This window comes from Kitasatospora sp. NPDC001664 (assembly GCF_053596675.1).
In genome coordinates, this window is the sequence record NZ_JBSFGS010000002.1 from 43,111 (window position 1) to 59,005 (window position 15,895).

At 73.2% G+C, this 15,895-nt stretch carries 16 protein-coding genes; 9 read left to right on the top strand and 7 right to left on the bottom strand.

Annotation, left to right across the window (positions count from 1 at the left end; translation table 11 throughout):
• Positions 1 to 162 precede the first annotated feature (162 nt).
• The 5 genes from pheS (at position 163) to ACWCYY_RS02560 (ending at position 6,788) form a co-directional block, all read left to right on the top strand.
• Entirely contained in the window at positions 163 to 1,284 is a 1,122-nt protein-coding gene (pheS, locus tag ACWCYY_RS02540; RefSeq protein ID WP_345279494.1) for a phenylalanine--tRNA ligase subunit alpha, read from the top strand.
• Positions 1,284 to 3,797: a phenylalanine--tRNA ligase subunit beta gene (gene pheT / locus ACWCYY_RS02545; protein WP_449794866.1), complete on the top strand. Its 2,514-nt coding sequence runs from the start codon at positions 1,284 to 1,286 to the stop codon at positions 3,795 to 3,797. Before pheS ends, pheT begins: the two co-directional genes overlap by 1 nt.
• 469 nt (positions 3,798 to 4,266) lie before the next feature.
• A complete protein-coding gene (locus tag ACWCYY_RS02550) occupies positions 4,267 to 5,019 on the top strand; it encodes a hypothetical protein (RefSeq protein WP_449794867.1) in 753 nt (250 codons plus the stop codon).
• Between the two features lie 104 nt (positions 5,020 to 5,123).
• Entirely contained in the window at positions 5,124 to 5,930 is an 807-nt protein-coding gene (locus ACWCYY_RS02555; protein WP_380150364.1) for a chitosanase, read from the top strand.
• A gap of 90 nt (positions 5,931 to 6,020) precedes the next feature.
• Positions 6,021 to 6,788, top strand: a complete 768-nt coding sequence (locus ACWCYY_RS02560) for a DUF4328 domain-containing protein (protein ID WP_449794868.1) — start codon at positions 6,021 to 6,023, stop codon at positions 6,786 to 6,788.
• 57 nt (positions 6,789 to 6,845) lie between these two features.
• On the opposite strand, the gene ACWCYY_RS02565 is transcribed toward ACWCYY_RS02560, so the two are convergent.
• Positions 6,846 to 7,481, bottom strand: a complete 636-nt coding sequence (locus ACWCYY_RS02565) for an HNH endonuclease family protein (protein ID WP_449795116.1) — start codon at positions 7,479 to 7,481, stop codon at positions 6,846 to 6,848.
• 203 nt (positions 7,482 to 7,684) lie between these two features.
• On the opposite strand from ACWCYY_RS02565, the gene ACWCYY_RS02570 reads away from it, so the two are divergent.
• A complete protein-coding gene (locus ACWCYY_RS02570; RefSeq protein WP_380150361.1) occupies positions 7,685 to 7,864 on the top strand; it encodes an antitoxin in 180 nt (59 codons plus the stop codon).
• Between the two features lie 72 nt (positions 7,865 to 7,936).
• Here the strand turns inward: ACWCYY_RS02570 and ACWCYY_RS02575 are convergent, their stop codons facing one another.
• On the bottom strand, positions 7,937 to 8,803 hold the full coding sequence (locus ACWCYY_RS02575; RefSeq protein WP_380150360.1) for a 3-hydroxybutyryl-CoA dehydrogenase: 867 nt from the start codon (positions 8,801 to 8,803) through the stop codon (positions 7,937 to 7,939).
• 272 nt (positions 8,804 to 9,075) lie between these two features.
• On the opposite strand from ACWCYY_RS02575, the gene ACWCYY_RS02580 reads away from it, so the two are divergent.
• A complete protein-coding gene (locus ACWCYY_RS02580; RefSeq protein WP_380150359.1) occupies positions 9,076 to 9,894 on the top strand; it encodes an SDR family NAD(P)-dependent oxidoreductase in 819 nt (272 codons plus the stop codon).
• A gap of 24 nt (positions 9,895 to 9,918) precedes the next feature.
• Here ACWCYY_RS02580 and ACWCYY_RS02585 read toward each other — a convergent pair whose 3' ends face one another.
• Positions 9,919 to 11,559, bottom strand: coding sequence for an arylamine N-acetyltransferase (locus ACWCYY_RS02585; protein WP_449794869.1), 1,641 nt, complete (start codon positions 11,557 to 11,559; stop codon positions 9,919 to 9,921).
• An 81-nt stretch (positions 11,560 to 11,640) separates the two neighbouring features.
• Positions 11,641 to 12,153, bottom strand: a complete 513-nt coding sequence (locus tag ACWCYY_RS02590) for a GNAT family N-acetyltransferase (RefSeq protein WP_380150357.1) — start codon at positions 12,151 to 12,153, stop codon at positions 11,641 to 11,643.
• A gap of 102 nt (positions 12,154 to 12,255) precedes the next feature.
• Here ACWCYY_RS02590 and ACWCYY_RS02595 point away from each other — a divergent pair, with 102 nt between their 5' ends.
• Positions 12,256 to 13,413 carry a methyltransferase gene (locus ACWCYY_RS02595; RefSeq protein ID WP_449794870.1) on the top strand — a complete coding sequence of 386 codons (1,158 nt, stop codon included), beginning with the start codon at positions 12,256 to 12,258 and terminating at the stop codon, positions 13,411 to 13,413.
• Between the two features lie 22 nt (positions 13,414 to 13,435).
• Here the strand turns inward: ACWCYY_RS02595 and ACWCYY_RS02600 are convergent, their stop codons facing one another.
• Entirely contained in the window at positions 13,436 to 14,080 is a 645-nt protein-coding gene (locus ACWCYY_RS02600) for a dihydrofolate reductase family protein (RefSeq protein WP_449794871.1), read from the bottom strand.
• Positions 14,081 to 14,169: 89 nt separating this feature from the next.
• Positions 14,170 to 15,012, bottom strand: a complete 843-nt coding sequence (locus tag ACWCYY_RS02605) for an alpha/beta fold hydrolase (protein ID WP_380150354.1) — start codon at positions 15,010 to 15,012, stop codon at positions 14,170 to 14,172.
• A gap of 89 nt (positions 15,013 to 15,101) precedes the next feature.
• On the opposite strand from ACWCYY_RS02605, the gene ACWCYY_RS02610 reads away from it, so the two are divergent.
• Positions 15,102 to 15,578, top strand: coding sequence for a MarR family winged helix-turn-helix transcriptional regulator (locus ACWCYY_RS02610; RefSeq protein WP_449794872.1), 477 nt, complete (start codon positions 15,102 to 15,104; stop codon positions 15,576 to 15,578).
• Positions 15,579 to 15,585: 7 nt separating this feature from the next.
• Here ACWCYY_RS02610 and ACWCYY_RS02615 read toward each other — a convergent pair whose 3' ends face one another.
• Positions 15,586 to 15,888, bottom strand: a complete 303-nt coding sequence (locus ACWCYY_RS02615) for a hypothetical protein (RefSeq protein WP_380150352.1) — start codon at positions 15,886 to 15,888, stop codon at positions 15,586 to 15,588.
• Positions 15,889 to 15,895 lie beyond the last annotated feature (7 nt).

The window sequence follows — 15,895 nt, forward strand, 5'->3', positions numbered from 1 at the left end:
CGACTACACTCGACCATTGCGTTGTGTGACGCCCTGCGCGGCTGTGCCGCGGACACCCTTCTCGACTCGTACGGGAGCGGCTGCCCGTGCCCCGGCCACGCAGTGCGTAATGCAATGGGCGAGGCACCCCCCTTCACGAGCAGGAGCACGGGAAAGATAGCGATGTCGGCACCCAACAAGGACTACGACCCGGTCGAGGTCGAGGCACTCAAGCCCGAAGCGGTCGAGCAGGCCCGGGACGAGGCCGTCGCGGCCTTCGCCGCGGCCGGCTCGCTGGAGGAGCTCAAGCAGGCGAAGGTGGCCCACACCGGCGACCGCTCGCCGCTCTCGCTCGCCAACCGCGAGATCGGTGCGCTGCCCCCGCAGGCCAAGGCCGCGGCAGGAAAGCTGATCGGCCAGGCCCGCGGCGCGGTGAACCAGGCGCTGGCGAAGCGTCAGGTCGAGCTGGAGGCGGAGCGGGACGCCCGCGTGCTGGTCGAGGAGGCGGTGGACGTCACGCTGCCGTTCGACCGCACCCCGCGCGGTGCCCGGCACCCGCTGACCACGCTGGCCGAGCGGATCGAGGACACCTTCGTGGCCATGGGCTACGAGGTCGCCTCCGGCCCCGAGGTCGAGGCGGAGTGGCTCAACTTCGACGCCCTCAACCTGCACGAGGACCACCCGGCCCGCTCGATGCAGGACACCTTCTTCGTGCAGGCCCCGGACGGCTCCGCCGACTCCGGCGTGGTGCTGCGCACCCAGACCTCGCCGGTGCAGATCCGCACCATGCTCGACCGCGAGCCGCCGCTGTACGCGGTGAGCCCGGGCCGGGTGTACCGGACCGACGAGCTGGACGCCACCCACACCCCGGTGTTCCGCCAGGTCGAGGCGATCGCGGTGGACGAGGGCATCACCTTCGCCGACCTCAAGGGCACCATCGAGGTGCTGGTCGAGAAGCTGATCGGCAGCGGTCTCGAACTGCGCTGGCGCCCCTCGTACTTCCCGTTCACCGAGCCGAGCGCGGAGATCGACCTCCAGTGCTTCGTCTGCCGCGGTGAGAGCGTCGGCAACCCGGACCGCCCCTGCCGGACCTGCTCCTCCGAGGGCTGGATCGAGCTCGGCGGCTGCGGCGTGGTCAACCCGCGCGTGCTGGTCGCCTGCGGCGTGGACCCGCAGCGCTACAGCGGTTTCGCCTTCGGCCTCGGCCTGGAGCGGATCCTGATGAACCGTCACAACGTCGCCGACATGCGCGACATGGTCGAGGGCGACGTCCGCTTCACCCTCCCGTTCGGAATGGAGATCTGATGCGCGTCCCGCTTTCCTGGCTGCGCGAGTACGTCGACCTTCCGGCCGGTGAGACCGGCCGCGACGTGGCCGCCCGCCTGGTCCGGGCCGGTCTGGAGGTCGAGACGGTCGAGCAGCTCGGCGGTGACCTCAAGGGCCCGCTGGTGGTCGGTCAGGTGCTCTCCATCGAGGAGCTCACCGGCTTCAAGAAGCCGATCCGGCACTGCTACGTGAACGTCGGCGACGCCAACGGCACCGGCGAGCCGCAGGAGATCGTCTGCGGCGCCCGCAACTTCGCGGTCGGCGACAAGGTGGTCGTGGTGCTCCCCGGCGCCGTGCTGCCCGGCCCGTTCCCGATCGCCGCGCGGCAGACCTACGGCCACACCTCGGCCGGCATGATCTGCTCCGCCCGCGAGCTCGGCATGGGCGACGACCACGACGGCATCATCGTGCTCCCGCCGGAGTACGAGCCCGGCACCGACGCGATCGAGCTGCTCCAGCTGGTCGACGAGGTGCTGGACATCGCCGTCACCCCGGACCGCGGCTACTGCCTCTCCATGCGCGGCGTGGCCCGCGAGGCCGCCGCCGCGTACGGGCTGCCGCTGGCCGACCCGGCGCTGCTCGACGTGCCCCCGGCCAACTCCTACGGCTACCTGGTCAAGGTCGCCGACCCGGCCGGCTGCGACCGCTTCGTGGCCCGCACGGTGACCGGCGTGGACCCGTCCGCGCAGTCCCCGATCTGGCTCCAGCGCCGACTGCAGAAGTCGGGCATCCGCCCGATCTCGCTGACCGTCGACATCACCAACTACGTGATGCTCGAGGTCGGCCAGCCGCTGCACGCCTACGACCGCGACCGCGTCGACGGCCCGATCCAGGTCCGCCGCGCGGCCGAGGGCGAGCTGCTCACCACGCTGGACGGCAGCAAGCGCAAGCTCTCCGCCGAGGACCTGCTGATCTGCGACAACTCCGGCCCGATCGGGCTGGCGGGTGTCATGGGCGGCGCCTCGACCGAGATCCTCGACCCGGTGACCGACCCGGAGACCGGCATCACCACCGGCTCCACCGAGATCATCATCGAGGCCGCGCACTTCGACCCGGTCACCATCGCCCGCACCGCCAAGCGGCACAAGCTGCCCTCCGAGGCCTCCAAGCGCTTCGAGCGCGGCGTGGACCCGGAGGCCGCCCGGGCCGCCGCCCAGCGCGCGGTCGACCTGCTGGTCCTGATCGCCGGCGGCACCGCCGAGGCCGGTGTCACCGACATCGCCGCCCCGCACCCGGTGCGCACCATCGCCATCGACGCCGACCTGCCGGACCGCGTCGCGGGCACCGAGTACGGCCGCGAGACCGTCACCCGGCGGCTCCAGGAGATCGGCGCCACCGTGGTCGGCGCCGACGTCCTGGAGGTCACCCCGCCGAGCTGGCGCCCCGACCTCACCGACCCGTACGACCTCGCCGAGGAGGTCATCCGGCTGGAGGGCTACGACAACGTCCCCGCCCGGCTGCCCTCGGTGCCCCCGGGCAAGGGCCTGACCGAGGCCCAGCGCTTCCACCGCCGCACCGGAGTGGCGCTGGCCGCGGCCGGCTACGTCGAGGTCAACAACTACCCGTTCCTCGGCGAGGCGGCCTTCGACGCGCTCGGCCTGGAGGCGGGCGACTCCCGCCGACGGACCGTCAAGCTGGTCAACCCGCTGAACGACGAGGAGCCGGCGCTGCGCACCACGCTGCTGCCCGGTCTGCTCGGCGCACTGCGGCGCAACATCGGCCGGGGCAACACCGACCTGGCGATCTTCGAGACCGGCACCGTCTTCCTCCCGAAGCCGGAGCTCAAGGTCGCCCCGCGCCTGCCCGTCGACCGCCGCCCGACCGCCGAGCAGCTGGCCGAGCTGGACGCCGCCCTCCCGCACCAGCCGCGCCGGGTCGCCGTCGCGCTGGCCGGCGAGCGGCTCCCCTCCGGCTGGTGGGGCAAGGGCGCCGGCGCCTCCTGGGCGGACGCCGTCGAGGCGGCCCGCACGGTGGCCCGCGCGGCCGGCGTGGAGCTGACGGTCCGCCAGGCGCAGTACGCGCCCTGGCACCCGGGCCGCTGCGCCGAGCTCTCGGTGGACGGCCGGGTCGTCGGCCACGCCGGTGAGCTCCACCCGCGCGTCATCAAGGCGCTGCACCTGCCCGAGCGCACCAGCGTGATGGAGCTCGACCTGGACCTGCTGGGTGCCGAGAACGCCGACCGGGTCTCCGGCCCGCCGGTCTCCTCGTACCCCGTCGCCACCCAGGACGTCGCCCTGATCGTGGACACCGCCGTCCCGGCCGCCGAGGTCGAGGCCGCGCTGCGCGACGGTGCCGGCGAACTGCTGGAGGCCATCCGGCTGTTCGACGTCTTCACCGGCGAGCAGGCCGGCGAGGGCAAGAAGTCGCTGGCGTACTCGCTGCGCTTCCGCGCGACCGACCGCACGCTGACGGCCGACGAGGCCACCGGCGCCCGCGAGGCCGCCGTCGCGGCCGCCGCCGCCCGCACGGGCGCGGTCCTGCGCGGCGCCTGACGCTCCGCCGGCCGGAAGGGCCCGCCCCCCGCTCGGGGGGCGGGCCCTTCCGCATGTGGCTCCGCATGTCGCTCGGCAGGGCAGCGACCCAGGGGCGCGAGGAACTGCGCGCGGGGGAACGGCAGCACGTGCAACTGGCTCGCCTGCCCCGATCTGGCTCTGGTCCGCCTTCCGTACTCGCGCAGTTCCCCGCGCCCCCGGCATCACCACCCAGTGCGCCCGCGTCACCCGGACGCCGTCGCGTCGTGGTCGGTCGTGTGCGGTGCGTCGTGCCTAGCCTCGTGGTGGGGCGACGCGAGGAGGCGGCATGCGGATGTTGGCGGCGGTTGGCGGCTGTGTGCTGCTGTTGACGGCGTGCGGCGCCCAGGTGGAACGTTCCTCCTTGAGCGTGCCGGAGGCCCCCGTCAGCGTTGCTCCCAGCCCCACCCCGGAAGAGCCGTCCCCCGGCCCCGGCCCGGGGGAGTCCGACGTGGCTCCGCTGGCGCCGCAGCTCGTCCTGGCGCAGCCCGCCGCACCTCAGCGGCCTGACTGCGCGAGGGACCTGAGCCGGGATCAGCTCCCGGCCGCGTACGGCGAGGGCCCGGCGGTCTGGCTCAGCAGTGCCGCCAACGGCCCGGTGGAGCTGCGGCTGACCGAACCCGTCGCGCTCTGCCTGCACGGCTTCCGGGCGGGCGAGGAGGTCGCGGTCACGCTCTCCGTGGGCGGTCGGAGCTTCCGCACGGGCGTCCGCCCCGAGGAGGCGGCGGTGCCGGAGGGCGAGGAGCCGGCCGAGGCGCTGTTCGGCGGGGCGGGGTTGTCGGTGTACGGGGAGGACGGTGGCGTGCAGGGCAGCCGGGCCTGGCTGCTGGTACCGCCGAACGTGCCCCGGGAGGCTCTTGCCAAGGCGGGGTCCTTCCAACTCACTGCCCAACAGGGAGCGTTGACGGCCACTCATGGCCAGGGCATCGCCCTGCCGGACCACCCGGCGGGCGTCGCCGCGGCCGGCAGCCCGCGCCAGCTGGTGGTTTCCGGTTACCACCCCGGCGAACTGGTGCCCGTCGGACTGTACCGGCGCAGTGACGCGGGGGACGCGGCGCAGTTGGTGAGCCGGGTGGGGGAGGTGGTGATGCCGGTTTCCCGGGTCGCGGTCTTCGCCGTTCCGGAGGCTGCCGTCCCTGCGGACGGGGCGGCCTACTGCGTGATGGTGCCGGCGGAGGTGCCCGGCAACTGCCCCAAGGTTTGAGTGAGTTGTGGTGCCCTTGCTCTTGCGGGCGAGGGCGGAGCACGGTTCAATCTGTCTCCGTTAGGAAAGTTTCCTAATCGCCGTTTCCCCCCACGGAGTCAGCCATGCCTGTCGTGCGCCGTCGTACCGCGATCACCGGCCTCCTCGCCGCCGCCGTCTCCCTCTCCCTGGTGGGCGGTACCTCCGCCCAGGCCGCCGGGGCCGGGCTGGACGACCCGGCGAAGAAGGAGATCGCGATGAAGCTGGTCTCCAGCGCCGAGAACTCCTCGCTGGACTGGAAGGCCCAGTACAAGTACATCGAGGACATCAAGGACGGCCGGGGCTACACCGCCGGGATCATCGGTTTCTGTTCCGGCACCGGCGACATGCTCGACCTGGTCGAGCACTACACCGACCTCAAGCCCGGCAACATCCTGGCCAAGTACCTCCCGGCCCTGCGCAAGGTGAACGGCACCGAGTCGCACTCCGGCCTCGGCTCCGCCTTCGAGCGGGACTGGGCCACCGCGGCCAAGGACTCGGTCTTCCAGCAGGCCCAGAACGACGAGCGCGACCGCGTCTACTTCAACCCGGCGGTCAAGCAGGCCAAGTCCGACGGCCTGCGCGCGCTCGGCCAGTTCGCGTACTACGACGCCATCGTGATGCACGGCAACGGCGGCGACTCCACCAGCTTCTCCAACATCCGCAAGCGCGCCCTCGCCAAGGCCAAGACCCCGGCCCAGGGCGGCGACGAGACCACCTACCTGAACGCCTTCCTGGACGCCCGGGTCTGGGCGATGCAGCAGGAGGAGGCGCACAGCGACACCAGCCGGGTGGACACCGCCCAGCGGGTCTTCCTCAAGGCCAAGAACTTCGACCTGAACCCGCCGCTGAAGTGGAAGGTCTACGGCGACAGCTTCAGCATCAACAGCTGACGGTAACGTTTGGAAATCTGCTGCGCCGCTGTGATCACATGACCGTTCCGGTCCCCCGGACGGTGGGGGCACAGTGAACGGGATCGCGGCGTGAAATCCGAACAGAGCAGTCCTCCTCCGCCCTCGCCGTCGCAGGCACTGCCGCAGTGGCAGGAGGCCCCGGCTCCGCCGGTCGTCCTCCGGTCGCTGCGCGGTCCTGCGGTGGCGGCGATGGTGATGCTGGGGCTGGTGGTGCTGGTCGACCTGCTGGACGCCTTCGTCTCGCTGGTGGTCCGGGCGGACTACCAGCGCCTGGTGGACGACCCCGGCCTGCCGGGCGACCTCGCGGTGGCGGACGAGGTGGTCGGCGCGATGGTCTCGATGGTGTCCATGGTGGCCTTCGTCGTCTGCGGCCTGGTCTTCCTCTTCTGGTTCCACCGGGCCCGCGGCAACGCGCCGGCGCTGGCGCCCTGGCAGCGGCAGAGCCGGTCGCCGGGTTGGACGGTGTGGGGGTGGATCGTCCCCGTGGTGTCGTTCTGGTTCCCGTACCAGATGACCCGGGACGTCTGGCGGGCCACCGCCCCGCAGGAGGGCCCCGCGCCCACCACCGGCCTGCTCCGCTGGTGGTGGGCGCTCTGGCTGGTGGCCCAGGGGGCCGGGATGGTCGACGCCCAGGTGTACGGCGCCGCGAGGGAGCCTGCCGAGTACGTGCTCAGCTTCTCCCTGGCGGCGGCCACCGACCTGCTGGACGCGGTCGCGGCGGTGCTGGCGATCCTGGTGGTCCGCCGGCTGACGGCGCTTCAGACCGCCGCGACTGCCCGGTACGCCGCCGGGCCGGAGGTGTCCTGGCAGTGGGCGGCATCCGGTCGGCAGCCGTAACGGCTGACGGGCCGCGGAGCCCCGGGGCGGTGTGGGCCGCCCCGGGGCTCCGGTGCGTCAGCAGCCGTTCAGCACCGAGGAGAGCGCGGACTTCTCGGCGCTGTCCACCGTCAGGCCGTAGTAGTACTTCACCTGCACCCAGGCGCGGGTGTAGGTGCACTGGTAGGCGGCGCGCGGCAGCCAGGTGGACGGGTCCTGGTCGCCCTTGCTGCGGTTGCTGCTCGCGCTGACGGCGATCAGCTGGGGGCGGGTCAGGTCGTTGGCGAAGGCCTGGCGCTGGGCGGTGCTCCAGGCCCAGGCGCCGGAGCGCCAGGCCTCGGCGAGCGGCACCATGTGGTCGATGTCCAGGCTGCCGGAGGCGGTGAAGGTGACCGCGTCGTACTGGCTGTACCAGCTGCCGGAGACGGAGGCGCAGGCCGAGTCGGTGGTCACGTTGGAGCCGTCCCGCTTGAGGACCGTCTCGCGGGTGTTGCAGGTGCCCGAGATGGTGATCCAGTGCGGGAAGAGCGCCCGGTCGTAGGTGGACTCGTGGGACGGGGCGGCGACGGTCAGCGAGGCCAGGTAGCTGCGCGCGGTGGCGGCCGAGACGGGGGTCGGCAGGGCCGCCTGGGCGGGTGCGGCGCTGGTCAGCAGGGCGGCGGCGGCCAGCAGTGCGGCGCCGGCGGTGGCGAGGGCACGGCGGAATCGGGGCATGGCGAACTCCAGCATGGTGAGGGGGAGTTGACGGCCCGAAGGATCCGGGCGGCGGGGCCCCGCCATCATGGGGCAGTCGCTGTTTACGCGGGTAGACCCCGGAGGTGAATTTCTCGGTCCGGGTGTTCACAGCGGATGCGCGTGCGCCGGGTGGCGGTGATCCTTGGAAGGTCCCGCCACGCTCCACAGGGAAGGACCGCACCGTGTTCGAGAAGCTGAAGAACATGATCAAGGGCCACGAGGACACCGCCCGCACCGGCGTCGACAAGGCCGGCGACATGGTGGACGAGAAGACCGGCGGCAAGTACTCCGGCCAGGTCGACACCGCCCAGCAGAAGATCAACGAACAGCTCGGCACCCAGGAGCCGCCCGCGCCGCAGTAGGCCCGGGGGAAGCGACGGAGGCCGGAACCCGAGAAGCGGGTTCCGGCCTCCGTCGTGCGCGCGCGAAGGGGCTCAGGCGGCGGTGTAGTCGTAGAAGCCCCGGCCGGACTTGCGGCCGAGCAGGCCCGCGTCGACCATCCGGGAGAGCAGCGGGGGAGCGGCGTACAGCGGCTCCTTGTACTCGTCGTACATCGACTCGGCGATCGAGACGATGGTGTCCAGGCCGATCAGGTCGCACAGGCGCAGCGGGCCCATCGGGTGGGCGCAGCCGGCCTCCATGCCCTTGTCGATGTCGGCGGCGGTGGCGACGCCGGACTCGAACATCCGCACCGCCGAGAGCAGGTACGGGACCAGCAGGGCGTTGACCACGAAGCCGGCCCGGTCGCGGGCGCGGATCGGCTCCTTGCCGAGCACCTGGACGGCGAAGGCCTCGGCCCGGGAGGTGGTCTCGGCGGAGGTGGTCAGGGTCGGGATGACCTCGACCAGCCGCTGCACCGGGGCGGGGTTGAAGAAGTGCAGGCCGATGACCTGCTCCGGGCGGGAGGTGGAGGCGGCCAGCTTCACGATCGGGATGGAGGAGGTGTTGGAGGCCAGGATGGCGTCCCGGCGCTCGACCACCTGGTCCAGGGTCTGGAAGATCTTGGTCTTGATCTCCTCCTGCTCGGCCACCGCCTCGACCACCAGGTCGCGGTCGGCGAAGTCGGCGAGGTCGGTGGTGAAGGAGATCCGCGACAGGGTCTCGTCCCGCTGCTCCTCCGTCAGCTTGCCGCGCCGGACGGCGGTCTCCAGCGAGTTGGTCAGGCGGGTCCGGCCGAACTCCAGGGCCTCGCCGGTCGCCTCGGAGACCAGCACCTCCAGCCCGGAGCGGGCGAAGACCTCGGCGATGCCCGAACCCATCAGTCCGCAGCCGACTACCCCGACGCGCGCGATGTCACTCACTCAGTTGCCCTTCACGGTGGAGCTGGGGGTGGCCCAGCGTGCTCTGACGGGTGGTGCGCCGGTGTCGTGGCCGTACGCGCCGCCCGGACGACCGTACTACCCGGCTACCAGCGAGTACATCTCGGTCCGTCATGTGATCCCGCCCTCGTCGGGCCGTGCGGGGCGTGGGCCGATCGGATGACAAGCGGCCCGGTGATCCGCCGCGCGCCCCCGGCGGGCCCGAAGAATCGGCCGGAGGGAGTGCAGGCAGTCGGAGGAGGGAGCAGGTCACCATGCCGACCGGATCGCTGGTAGGGCAGGTCGCGCTGATCACCGGGGCCGGTCGGGGCATCGGGCGGGAGCTGGCCGTCGGGCTGGCCGCGGAGGGGATGGCGGTCGGGCTGCTCGGCCGCAACCACGGGACCCTGACCGAGACGCTGCGCGAGTGCGTCAGACACGGGGCGCGCGGGGTCGCGGTGACGGCGGACGTCACCCGGCACGGCTCGGTGCGCGAGGCCGTCCGCGCCGTGGAGCGCGACCTCGGACCGGTGGACTTCCTGGTCAACAACGCCGGGCAGGTGGACCGCGAGGAGGTCCCGCTCTGGGAGACCGACCCCAACCAGTGGTGGCAGGTGGTGGAGACCAACCTGCGCGGCCCCTACAACCTGCTGCGCACCGTGCTGCCCGGCATGGTCGAGCGGCGGCGCGGCCGGGTGGTCAACCTCAACTCCGGCTTCGCGCTGCGCCCCGACGGCCACTACACCGCGTACGCCACCTCCAAGGGCGCGCTGCTGAAGCTCTCCGACAACATCGCCGACTCGCTGGCCGAGAAGCACGTGGTGGTGCTGGACATCAGCCCCGGGGCGGTTGCCACCGCGATGACGGCCGGGATGCCGATGTTCCGGGACATGAAGGCCTGGGGCTCCATCCCGTACATGGTGGCCGTCACCGTGGACGCCGCCCGGGGCCGCTTCGACGCGCTGCACGGGCGGTTCATCCACGCCGGGCGGGACAACCTGGAGCTGCTCTGCTCCCGGGCCGAGCGGATCCGCGAGTCGGACGCCAGGACGCTGCGGCTGCGCCCGTACGGCGAGGACGACCCGATGGCCTGAGGGCCGCCCGGCCCCGACGCGGCGTCAGGAGGCGGGCGCCGTCCAGCCGGTGGCCTCCTTCCAGGCGGTGTGGCCGCCGTGCACCTTGGCCCAGAGGCGGTCCCGTTCGGCCTCGTCCAAGCCCTCGGGGCCGTCCAGCACCAGGCCGAACGGGCCGGTCAGCAGGGCGAACCAGGCCTGGCGGTCGGCGACCTCGGTGACCGTGCGGACGCCGTCCGCGCCGGTGCGCACCCGCACGCAGCCGCGCAGCGCGTCGAGGGCCTCGGCCTCCCGGCGCAGCACCGTCGACACCTGGACGAACGGCGATTCCGGCGAGGTGGAGAGCCGCTCGTGCTGCTCCAGGAAGTCCGCCGTCACGGCCGGCCCCGGGCGGAAGTCCATGCCGGCGAAGGAGCCGAGCGGGTCGTGCGCCAGGCGCCAGCCGCCGGGCTCGGCCGCCGAGGGCGCCAGGCCCAGGGCGAGCGGGGCCTGACGGTACGTCCCCTCGCGCAGCGGCAGCGGCTCGTGCAGCGCGTCGCCGAGGCCGACGTCCACCAGGAACTCCCGGCCCTCGCAGCGCACGGTCAGCACCAGGTGGTTGGCGTTGGCCCCGGCCGGGTCCTCCGGGGTGTTCTGCACCCCGCCCACGTGCCGGCGGACGTCGTAGCCGAGCGAGGTCAACAGCGCGCCGAAGGCCCCGTTCAGGTGGAAGCAGTAGCCGCCGCGGCCGGCGGCTATCCGGCGGGCCGAGTCGGCCGGGTCGATGGTGGTCCGGCGGCCGATCTGGATGTCCAGGGTCTCGTACGGGACCCGCTCGACGTGCGCCCGGTGCAGGGCGAACAGCGCGGCCACCGTCGGGTGGCTCGGGCGCTCTGCGCCGAGGCGCGCCAGGTAGCCGGCGACCAGCGGCTCGGGCAGGGCGGCGGGCCGCGGCTGCTCCGGCTCCTTCGCCGGCGGGTTCGGCCCGGCGAGCGCCTTGGCGTCGGCCACCCGCCGGTAGCCCTCGCGCAGCGGGCCGCCGCAGTGCTCCAGCACCTCGGCCACCGCCGCCGTGAACTCCCGGCCGGCGCCGCCCGCGAGCAGTGCCCGGTAGCCGTCGAGCAGGCGCCCGCCCAGCGCGGGGTGGGCCGCGCGCAGCATCCGGGGCATCCACTTGCCCTTGCCCTGCCAGTGGCCGCCGGTGGAGAGCAGCAGCTCGGCGGCGCGCTCCAGCACCAGGGCGGCGACCACGGCCCGCTCGTCCTCGGGCCGCTCGTCGAGCAGGTCGTCGTACAGGTCGGTCAGCATGTACCGCCTGGTCTCCAGCACCTCGGCGGTGGCGGGGGCCGGACCGGCGGCGAGCAGCCGGGCGGCCTCGGCGCGCAGCTCGGAGGCGGTGCCGTCGGCGTCCAGCAGGGTCAGTCCGGTGGCGCACATGGAGATCAGCGAGGGGACGGCGTTGATCCGGTCCCAGTCGAAGAAGGCCCGGGTCGAGGACGGGGTCTGGACGAACAGCTCGACCGGCCAGCCCTCGTGACGGGTCGTCTCCCGGTACACCTCGTACCCCTCGGGGCGGACGACGACCAGGTCGAGGTCGGAGCCGGCCGTCGCCTCCCCCCGGGCGGTCGAGCCGCCGAGGTAGGCGGCCACCGCCTCCGGGTACGCCGACTTGACCAACTGCTGCGCCACCGCGAGGGGATCGTCCATGGCGGAGATGATCGCCCACGACCCCTGCTCCGCGCAGCCGATTTGCGCGGCCCGACGGAGGCCGGGGAGGCCCGGTCGGTCTCAGGTCAGCTCGCCGGCCAGCAGGTCCATCAGCAGGCCGTCGTGCCAGGTCCCGTCCGCCCCGCGCTCGTACTGCCGCATCACGCCGACCGGGCGGAAGCCGACCTTGGCGTAGCAGCGGATCGCGGCCGCGTTGTCGGCCGCCGGGTCGATCACCAGGCGGTGGTGGCCGAGGGCGGTGAGCAGGTGGCGGGCCAGGGTGCGGACGGCGTCGGTGCCCAGGCCCCGGCCGTGCACCGAGGGGTCGAGGAAGACGTCGATGCCCGCGTGCCGGTACTCGGGGTCGTTCTCGGCGTACCACTGCACCGCTCCGACCACCCGGCCCCCGGCCTCGACCGCGAACACCTCCGTCTCCGGGTCGGCCAGGTCCTCCGCCACCTCGGCGGCCAGGTCGGCCTCGCCGCGCCAGCGGGCCCGGACCTCGGGGGTGCCCCGGATCTCGGCGAGCCGGGGCACGTCGTCGGCGACGGCGGGGCGGAGCGTGACGGCATCGCCGTGCAGGATGGTGGCCATGCTCCGGACGATAGGCCTTGTGGCGGTGACACGCCGTCAGGACGCCCCGGGCCGGTCGGGCGGTCCGGCCGGTTCGGCCGGTTCGGATAGCCTGAGGGCACGATGGAGAGCTTCACGACGCCCTGGGGCGAGTTCGAACTCAGCCGCTTCCCCGAGGACCCGCGGGACCGGCTGCGGGCCTGGGACGCGGCCGACGAGTACCTGCTGCGGCACCTGGCCGGGATCGACGGCGCGCCGCCGGTGCCCCTGACGGGCCGTCCGGTGGTGCTCGGCGACCGCTGGGGCTCGCTGGTCACCGCGCTGGCGCAGCACCGCCCGGTGCAGATCTCGGACTCCCACCTGGGGCGGCAGGCCACCCGGGCCAACCTGGCCCGGGCCGGGGTCGAGCCGGGCGCGGTCGAGCTGCTCACCACCCAGGACCCGCCGCCGGAGCGGATCGACGTCCTGCTGGTCCGGGTGCCCAAGAGCCTGGCCCTGCTGGAGGACCAGCTGCACCGCCTGGCCCCGGCCGTGCACGCCGGCACGGTGGTGGTCGGCACCGGCATGGTGACCGAGATCCACACCTCCACGCTCCAGCTCTTCGAGCGGATCCTCGGCCCGACCAGGACTTCGCTGGCCGTCCGCAAGGCCCGCCTGATCTTCTGCACCCCCGACCCGGAGCTGCCCCGCGGTGCCAACCCCTGGCCGCTGCGCTACGAGCTCCCGGCCGGGATCGGGGCGGTCTCCGGACGGACCGTCACCAACCACGCGGGCGTGTTCTGCGCGGACCGCCTCGACATCGGCACGCGCTTCCTGCTCGGCCACCTGCCGCCGACCGTCGGCCCGCTGCGGATCGCCGACCTCGGCTGCGGCAACGGCGTGGTCGGCACCGCCGCCGCCCTGGCCAACCCCGAGGCAGAGCTGCTCTTCGTCGACGAGTCCCACCAGGCGGTGGCCTCGGCCGAGACCACCTTCCGGGACGCGCTGGGTCCGGAGGCGAAGGCGGAGTTCACCGTCGGCGACGCCCTCAGCGGCGTCGAGCCCGGCTCGCTCGACGTGGTCCTGAACAACCCGCCCTTCCACAGCCACCAGGCCACCACCGACGCCACCGCCTGGCGGATGTTCACCACCGCCCGCCGGGCGCTGCGCCCGGGCGGCGAGCTCTGGGTGATCGGCAACCGGCACCTGGGATACCACGTCAAGCTGAAGAAGCTCTTCGGGAACTGCGAACTGGTCGCCAGTGACCGCAAGTTCGTGCTGCTGAGGGCCGTCCGCCGGTAGGGCAGGTCCGGCTCTGGGCCCCTCAGCGCCGCCAGTACAGGTGGTGGGTCACGCCGCTCGGGCTGGGCACGACGTCCCGGTGGAAGCGGTCGAGCAGCTCGTCCGGCGACTCCCAGAGCTTCAGCCCGGTGCCGAACTCCAGGGGCGAGACCACCACGTGCAGGGTGTCCACCAGGTCGGCGTCCAGGAACCGGCGGATGGTGGAGACCCCGCCGCCGAGGCGGACGTCCTTGCCGTCCGCCGCCTCCTTGGCCAGCTGCAGCACCTCGTCCGGCTCGCCGGAGACGAAGTGGAAGGTGGTGTCGGAGAGGGTGAACGCCGGGCGCAGGTGATGGGTCATCACGAACACCGGGGTGTGGAACGGCGGCTCCTCGCCCCACCAGCCGCGCCACTCCTCGTCCTGCCAGGGCCCGCGCTGCGGCCCGAACTTGTTCCGGCCCATGATCTCGGCGCCGATGCCCCGCGCGTAGTCCCGGAGGAACAGGTCGTCCAGGCCCCGGCTGCCGCCGGGGCTGGAGCGCAGCGGCCAGCTGGCGGTGGCGCCGGCCCAGGCGAACAGCTTCCCCGGGTCGACGTGCCCGAACGGACGCTCCAGCGTCTGGTCCTCGCCCGCGCCGATCCCGTCGGCGGAGACGTTGAAGTTCTGGACCCTCAGCAGCTGCGGCACGCTTCTCCTCCTGCGGTCGTCGGTACCGACGACGGTACGGCCCCGGTCGGACAGCGGCCGTGCCAACCCGCCGGGGCCCTGAGGGGGAGTCAGGCGCCGTACACCTCGGCCAGGAAGGCCTCGACGACCTCGGTGTAGAGCTCCGGGCGCTCCATCGCGGGGATGTGGGCGGTGTCCGGGAGGTCGGCGACCCGCCCGTGCGGGGCGGCCTGGGCGAAGGGGCTGGCCAGCGAGATCAGGGCGGGGGAGTCCAGGGCGCCGTTGGCGGCCAGCACGGGGACGGTGACCTCGCCGGCCCGGCCCAGGGTGGCGGGGACCTGGACGTGGTGGTCGGGCTCGTCCGGGGTGTGCTTCATGATCGTGCGCAGCGCCATGTCCCGGCGGCGGCGCACCAGTTCGGGGTCGATGTCGGTGACCTCGCGGTACGGGCCGGCGATCCAGAGGGCGAGCGAGTCGAGCCAGCCCTCGATGTCGCCGGACATCAGGGCGGTGCTGTTCACCACGTGGCCCGCCTCGTTCCACGGGTCGGTGACGGTGGGCTCGTGGGTGCCGCCACCGCTGATCAGGATCCCGGCGACCAGCTCGGGGTGCTCCAGCACCGTCTCCACCGCGATCGCCCCGCCCATCGAGAGGCCGACCAGCACGGCGGGGCCCAGGTCGAGGTGGCGCAGCAGGGCGGCCAGGTCGTCGCACTGGCGGAACGGGCCGCCGGCGTTGGCCGAGGCGCCGTGGCCCCGGGCGTCCGGGGCGATCACCCGGTAGCGGGCGGAGAGGGCGTCGACCTGGGCGTCCCACATGGTGAAGTCCATGAATCCGCCGTGCAGCAGCACGACGGGGCGGCCGGAGCCCGCGTCGCGGTAGGCGAGGGGGCCGTCCCCGGACTCGAAGGTGCGGACGGTGTCGGCGTAGGACTGCTCGGTGGCGTTCGTCATGACAACCAAGGTGCCATGTCTGCAGGGGAATGACAACCGGGTTGTCATTCTTCTCGGAAAATTGGCACCTCGGGTGTCATGATGGACGGGTGACCGACACCGACGCTCCCCGTGAACCCGAATCCGATCTCGCCCCCCGGTTGATGGAGGTCTTCGCCCTGGTCGGCCCGCTCTACCGGCGGGTCCAGCGCAAGGTCGAGACGGACGTCCCCGAGCAGGGCCTGTCCGTCGGCGTCCGGGCCGTCCTCGACCTGCTCCGCGAGCACGGGCCGATGACCGTCCCCCAGATGGGCCGGGCCCAGGCGCTCAGCCGTCAGTTCGTCCAGCGGATGGTCAACGACGCGCTCGCGGACGGGTTGGTGGAGGCCATCCCCAACCCGGCCCACCAGCGCTCCTCGCTGATCCGGCTGACCGACGGCGGCCGCGCCGCCATCACCGCCGTGCTGGACCGCGAGCACGGGCTGCTGCGCCAGATCGGCGGGGACGTCACGGCGGCCGACGTCGAGACCACCGTCCGGGTGCTCGGCCGGATGCTGGAACTCTTCGAGGACGTGGACGTGAACTGACGGGCGCTCAGAGCGTCGGCGCGGCCTCCTCGACGAGGAAGTCCCCCGGGCCCGGCTCCTGCTCGGCGAACACCTCGCCGGCCGCCAGCCGGGCCCGCAGCCGCAGCACCGCACCGGGCGCCACCCCCGCCAGCTGCGCCGGGCGGACGGCGATCCCGAAGGCCTGGCCCACCCGGGGCGAGAGCAGGTCGGCGAAGCCCGGCACCGGGGTGGCCGAGAGCAGCTCCACCTGGGCGAGCCGCCAGTCCGGCAGCCGGGGGTGCGGGCCCGCGCTCACCAGGCGGGCCCGCAGCGCGGTCAGGTTCTCCATCGACGCG

Excerpts from the sequence above, each read along its gene's own strand:
- ACWCYY_RS02585 (WP_449794869.1), bottom strand. The coding sequence starts at position 11,559 with ATGGACGATCCCCTCGCGGTGGCGCAGCAGTTGGTCAAGTCGGCGTAC.
- ACWCYY_RS02615 (WP_380150352.1), bottom strand. The coding sequence starts at position 15,888 with ATGGAGAACCTGACCGCGCTGCGGGCCCGCCTGGTGAGCGCGGGCCCG.
- pheT (WP_449794866.1), top strand. The coding sequence starts at position 1,284 with ATGCGCGTCCCGCTTTCCTGGCTGCGCGAGTACGTCGACCTTCCGGCC.
- ACWCYY_RS02595 (WP_449794870.1), top strand. The coding sequence starts at position 12,256 with ATGGAGAGCTTCACGACGCCCTGGGGCGAGTTCGAACTCAGCCGCTTC.
- ACWCYY_RS02580 (WP_380150359.1), top strand. The coding sequence starts at position 9,076 with ATGCCGACCGGATCGCTGGTAGGGCAGGTCGCGCTGATCACCGGGGCC.
- pheS (WP_345279494.1), top strand. The coding sequence starts at position 163 with ATGTCGGCACCCAACAAGGACTACGACCCGGTCGAGGTCGAGGCACTC.
- ACWCYY_RS02605 (WP_380150354.1), bottom strand. The coding sequence starts at position 15,012 with ATGACGAACGCCACCGAGCAGTCCTACGCCGACACCGTCCGCACCTTC.
- ACWCYY_RS02565 (WP_449795116.1), bottom strand. The coding sequence starts at position 7,481 with ATGCCCCGATTCCGCCGTGCCCTCGCCACCGCCGGCGCCGCACTGCTG.
- ACWCYY_RS02555 (WP_380150364.1), top strand. The coding sequence starts at position 5,124 with ATGCCTGTCGTGCGCCGTCGTACCGCGATCACCGGCCTCCTCGCCGCC.
- ACWCYY_RS02590 (WP_380150357.1), bottom strand. The coding sequence starts at position 12,153 with ATGGCCACCATCCTGCACGGCGATGCCGTCACGCTCCGCCCCGCCGTC.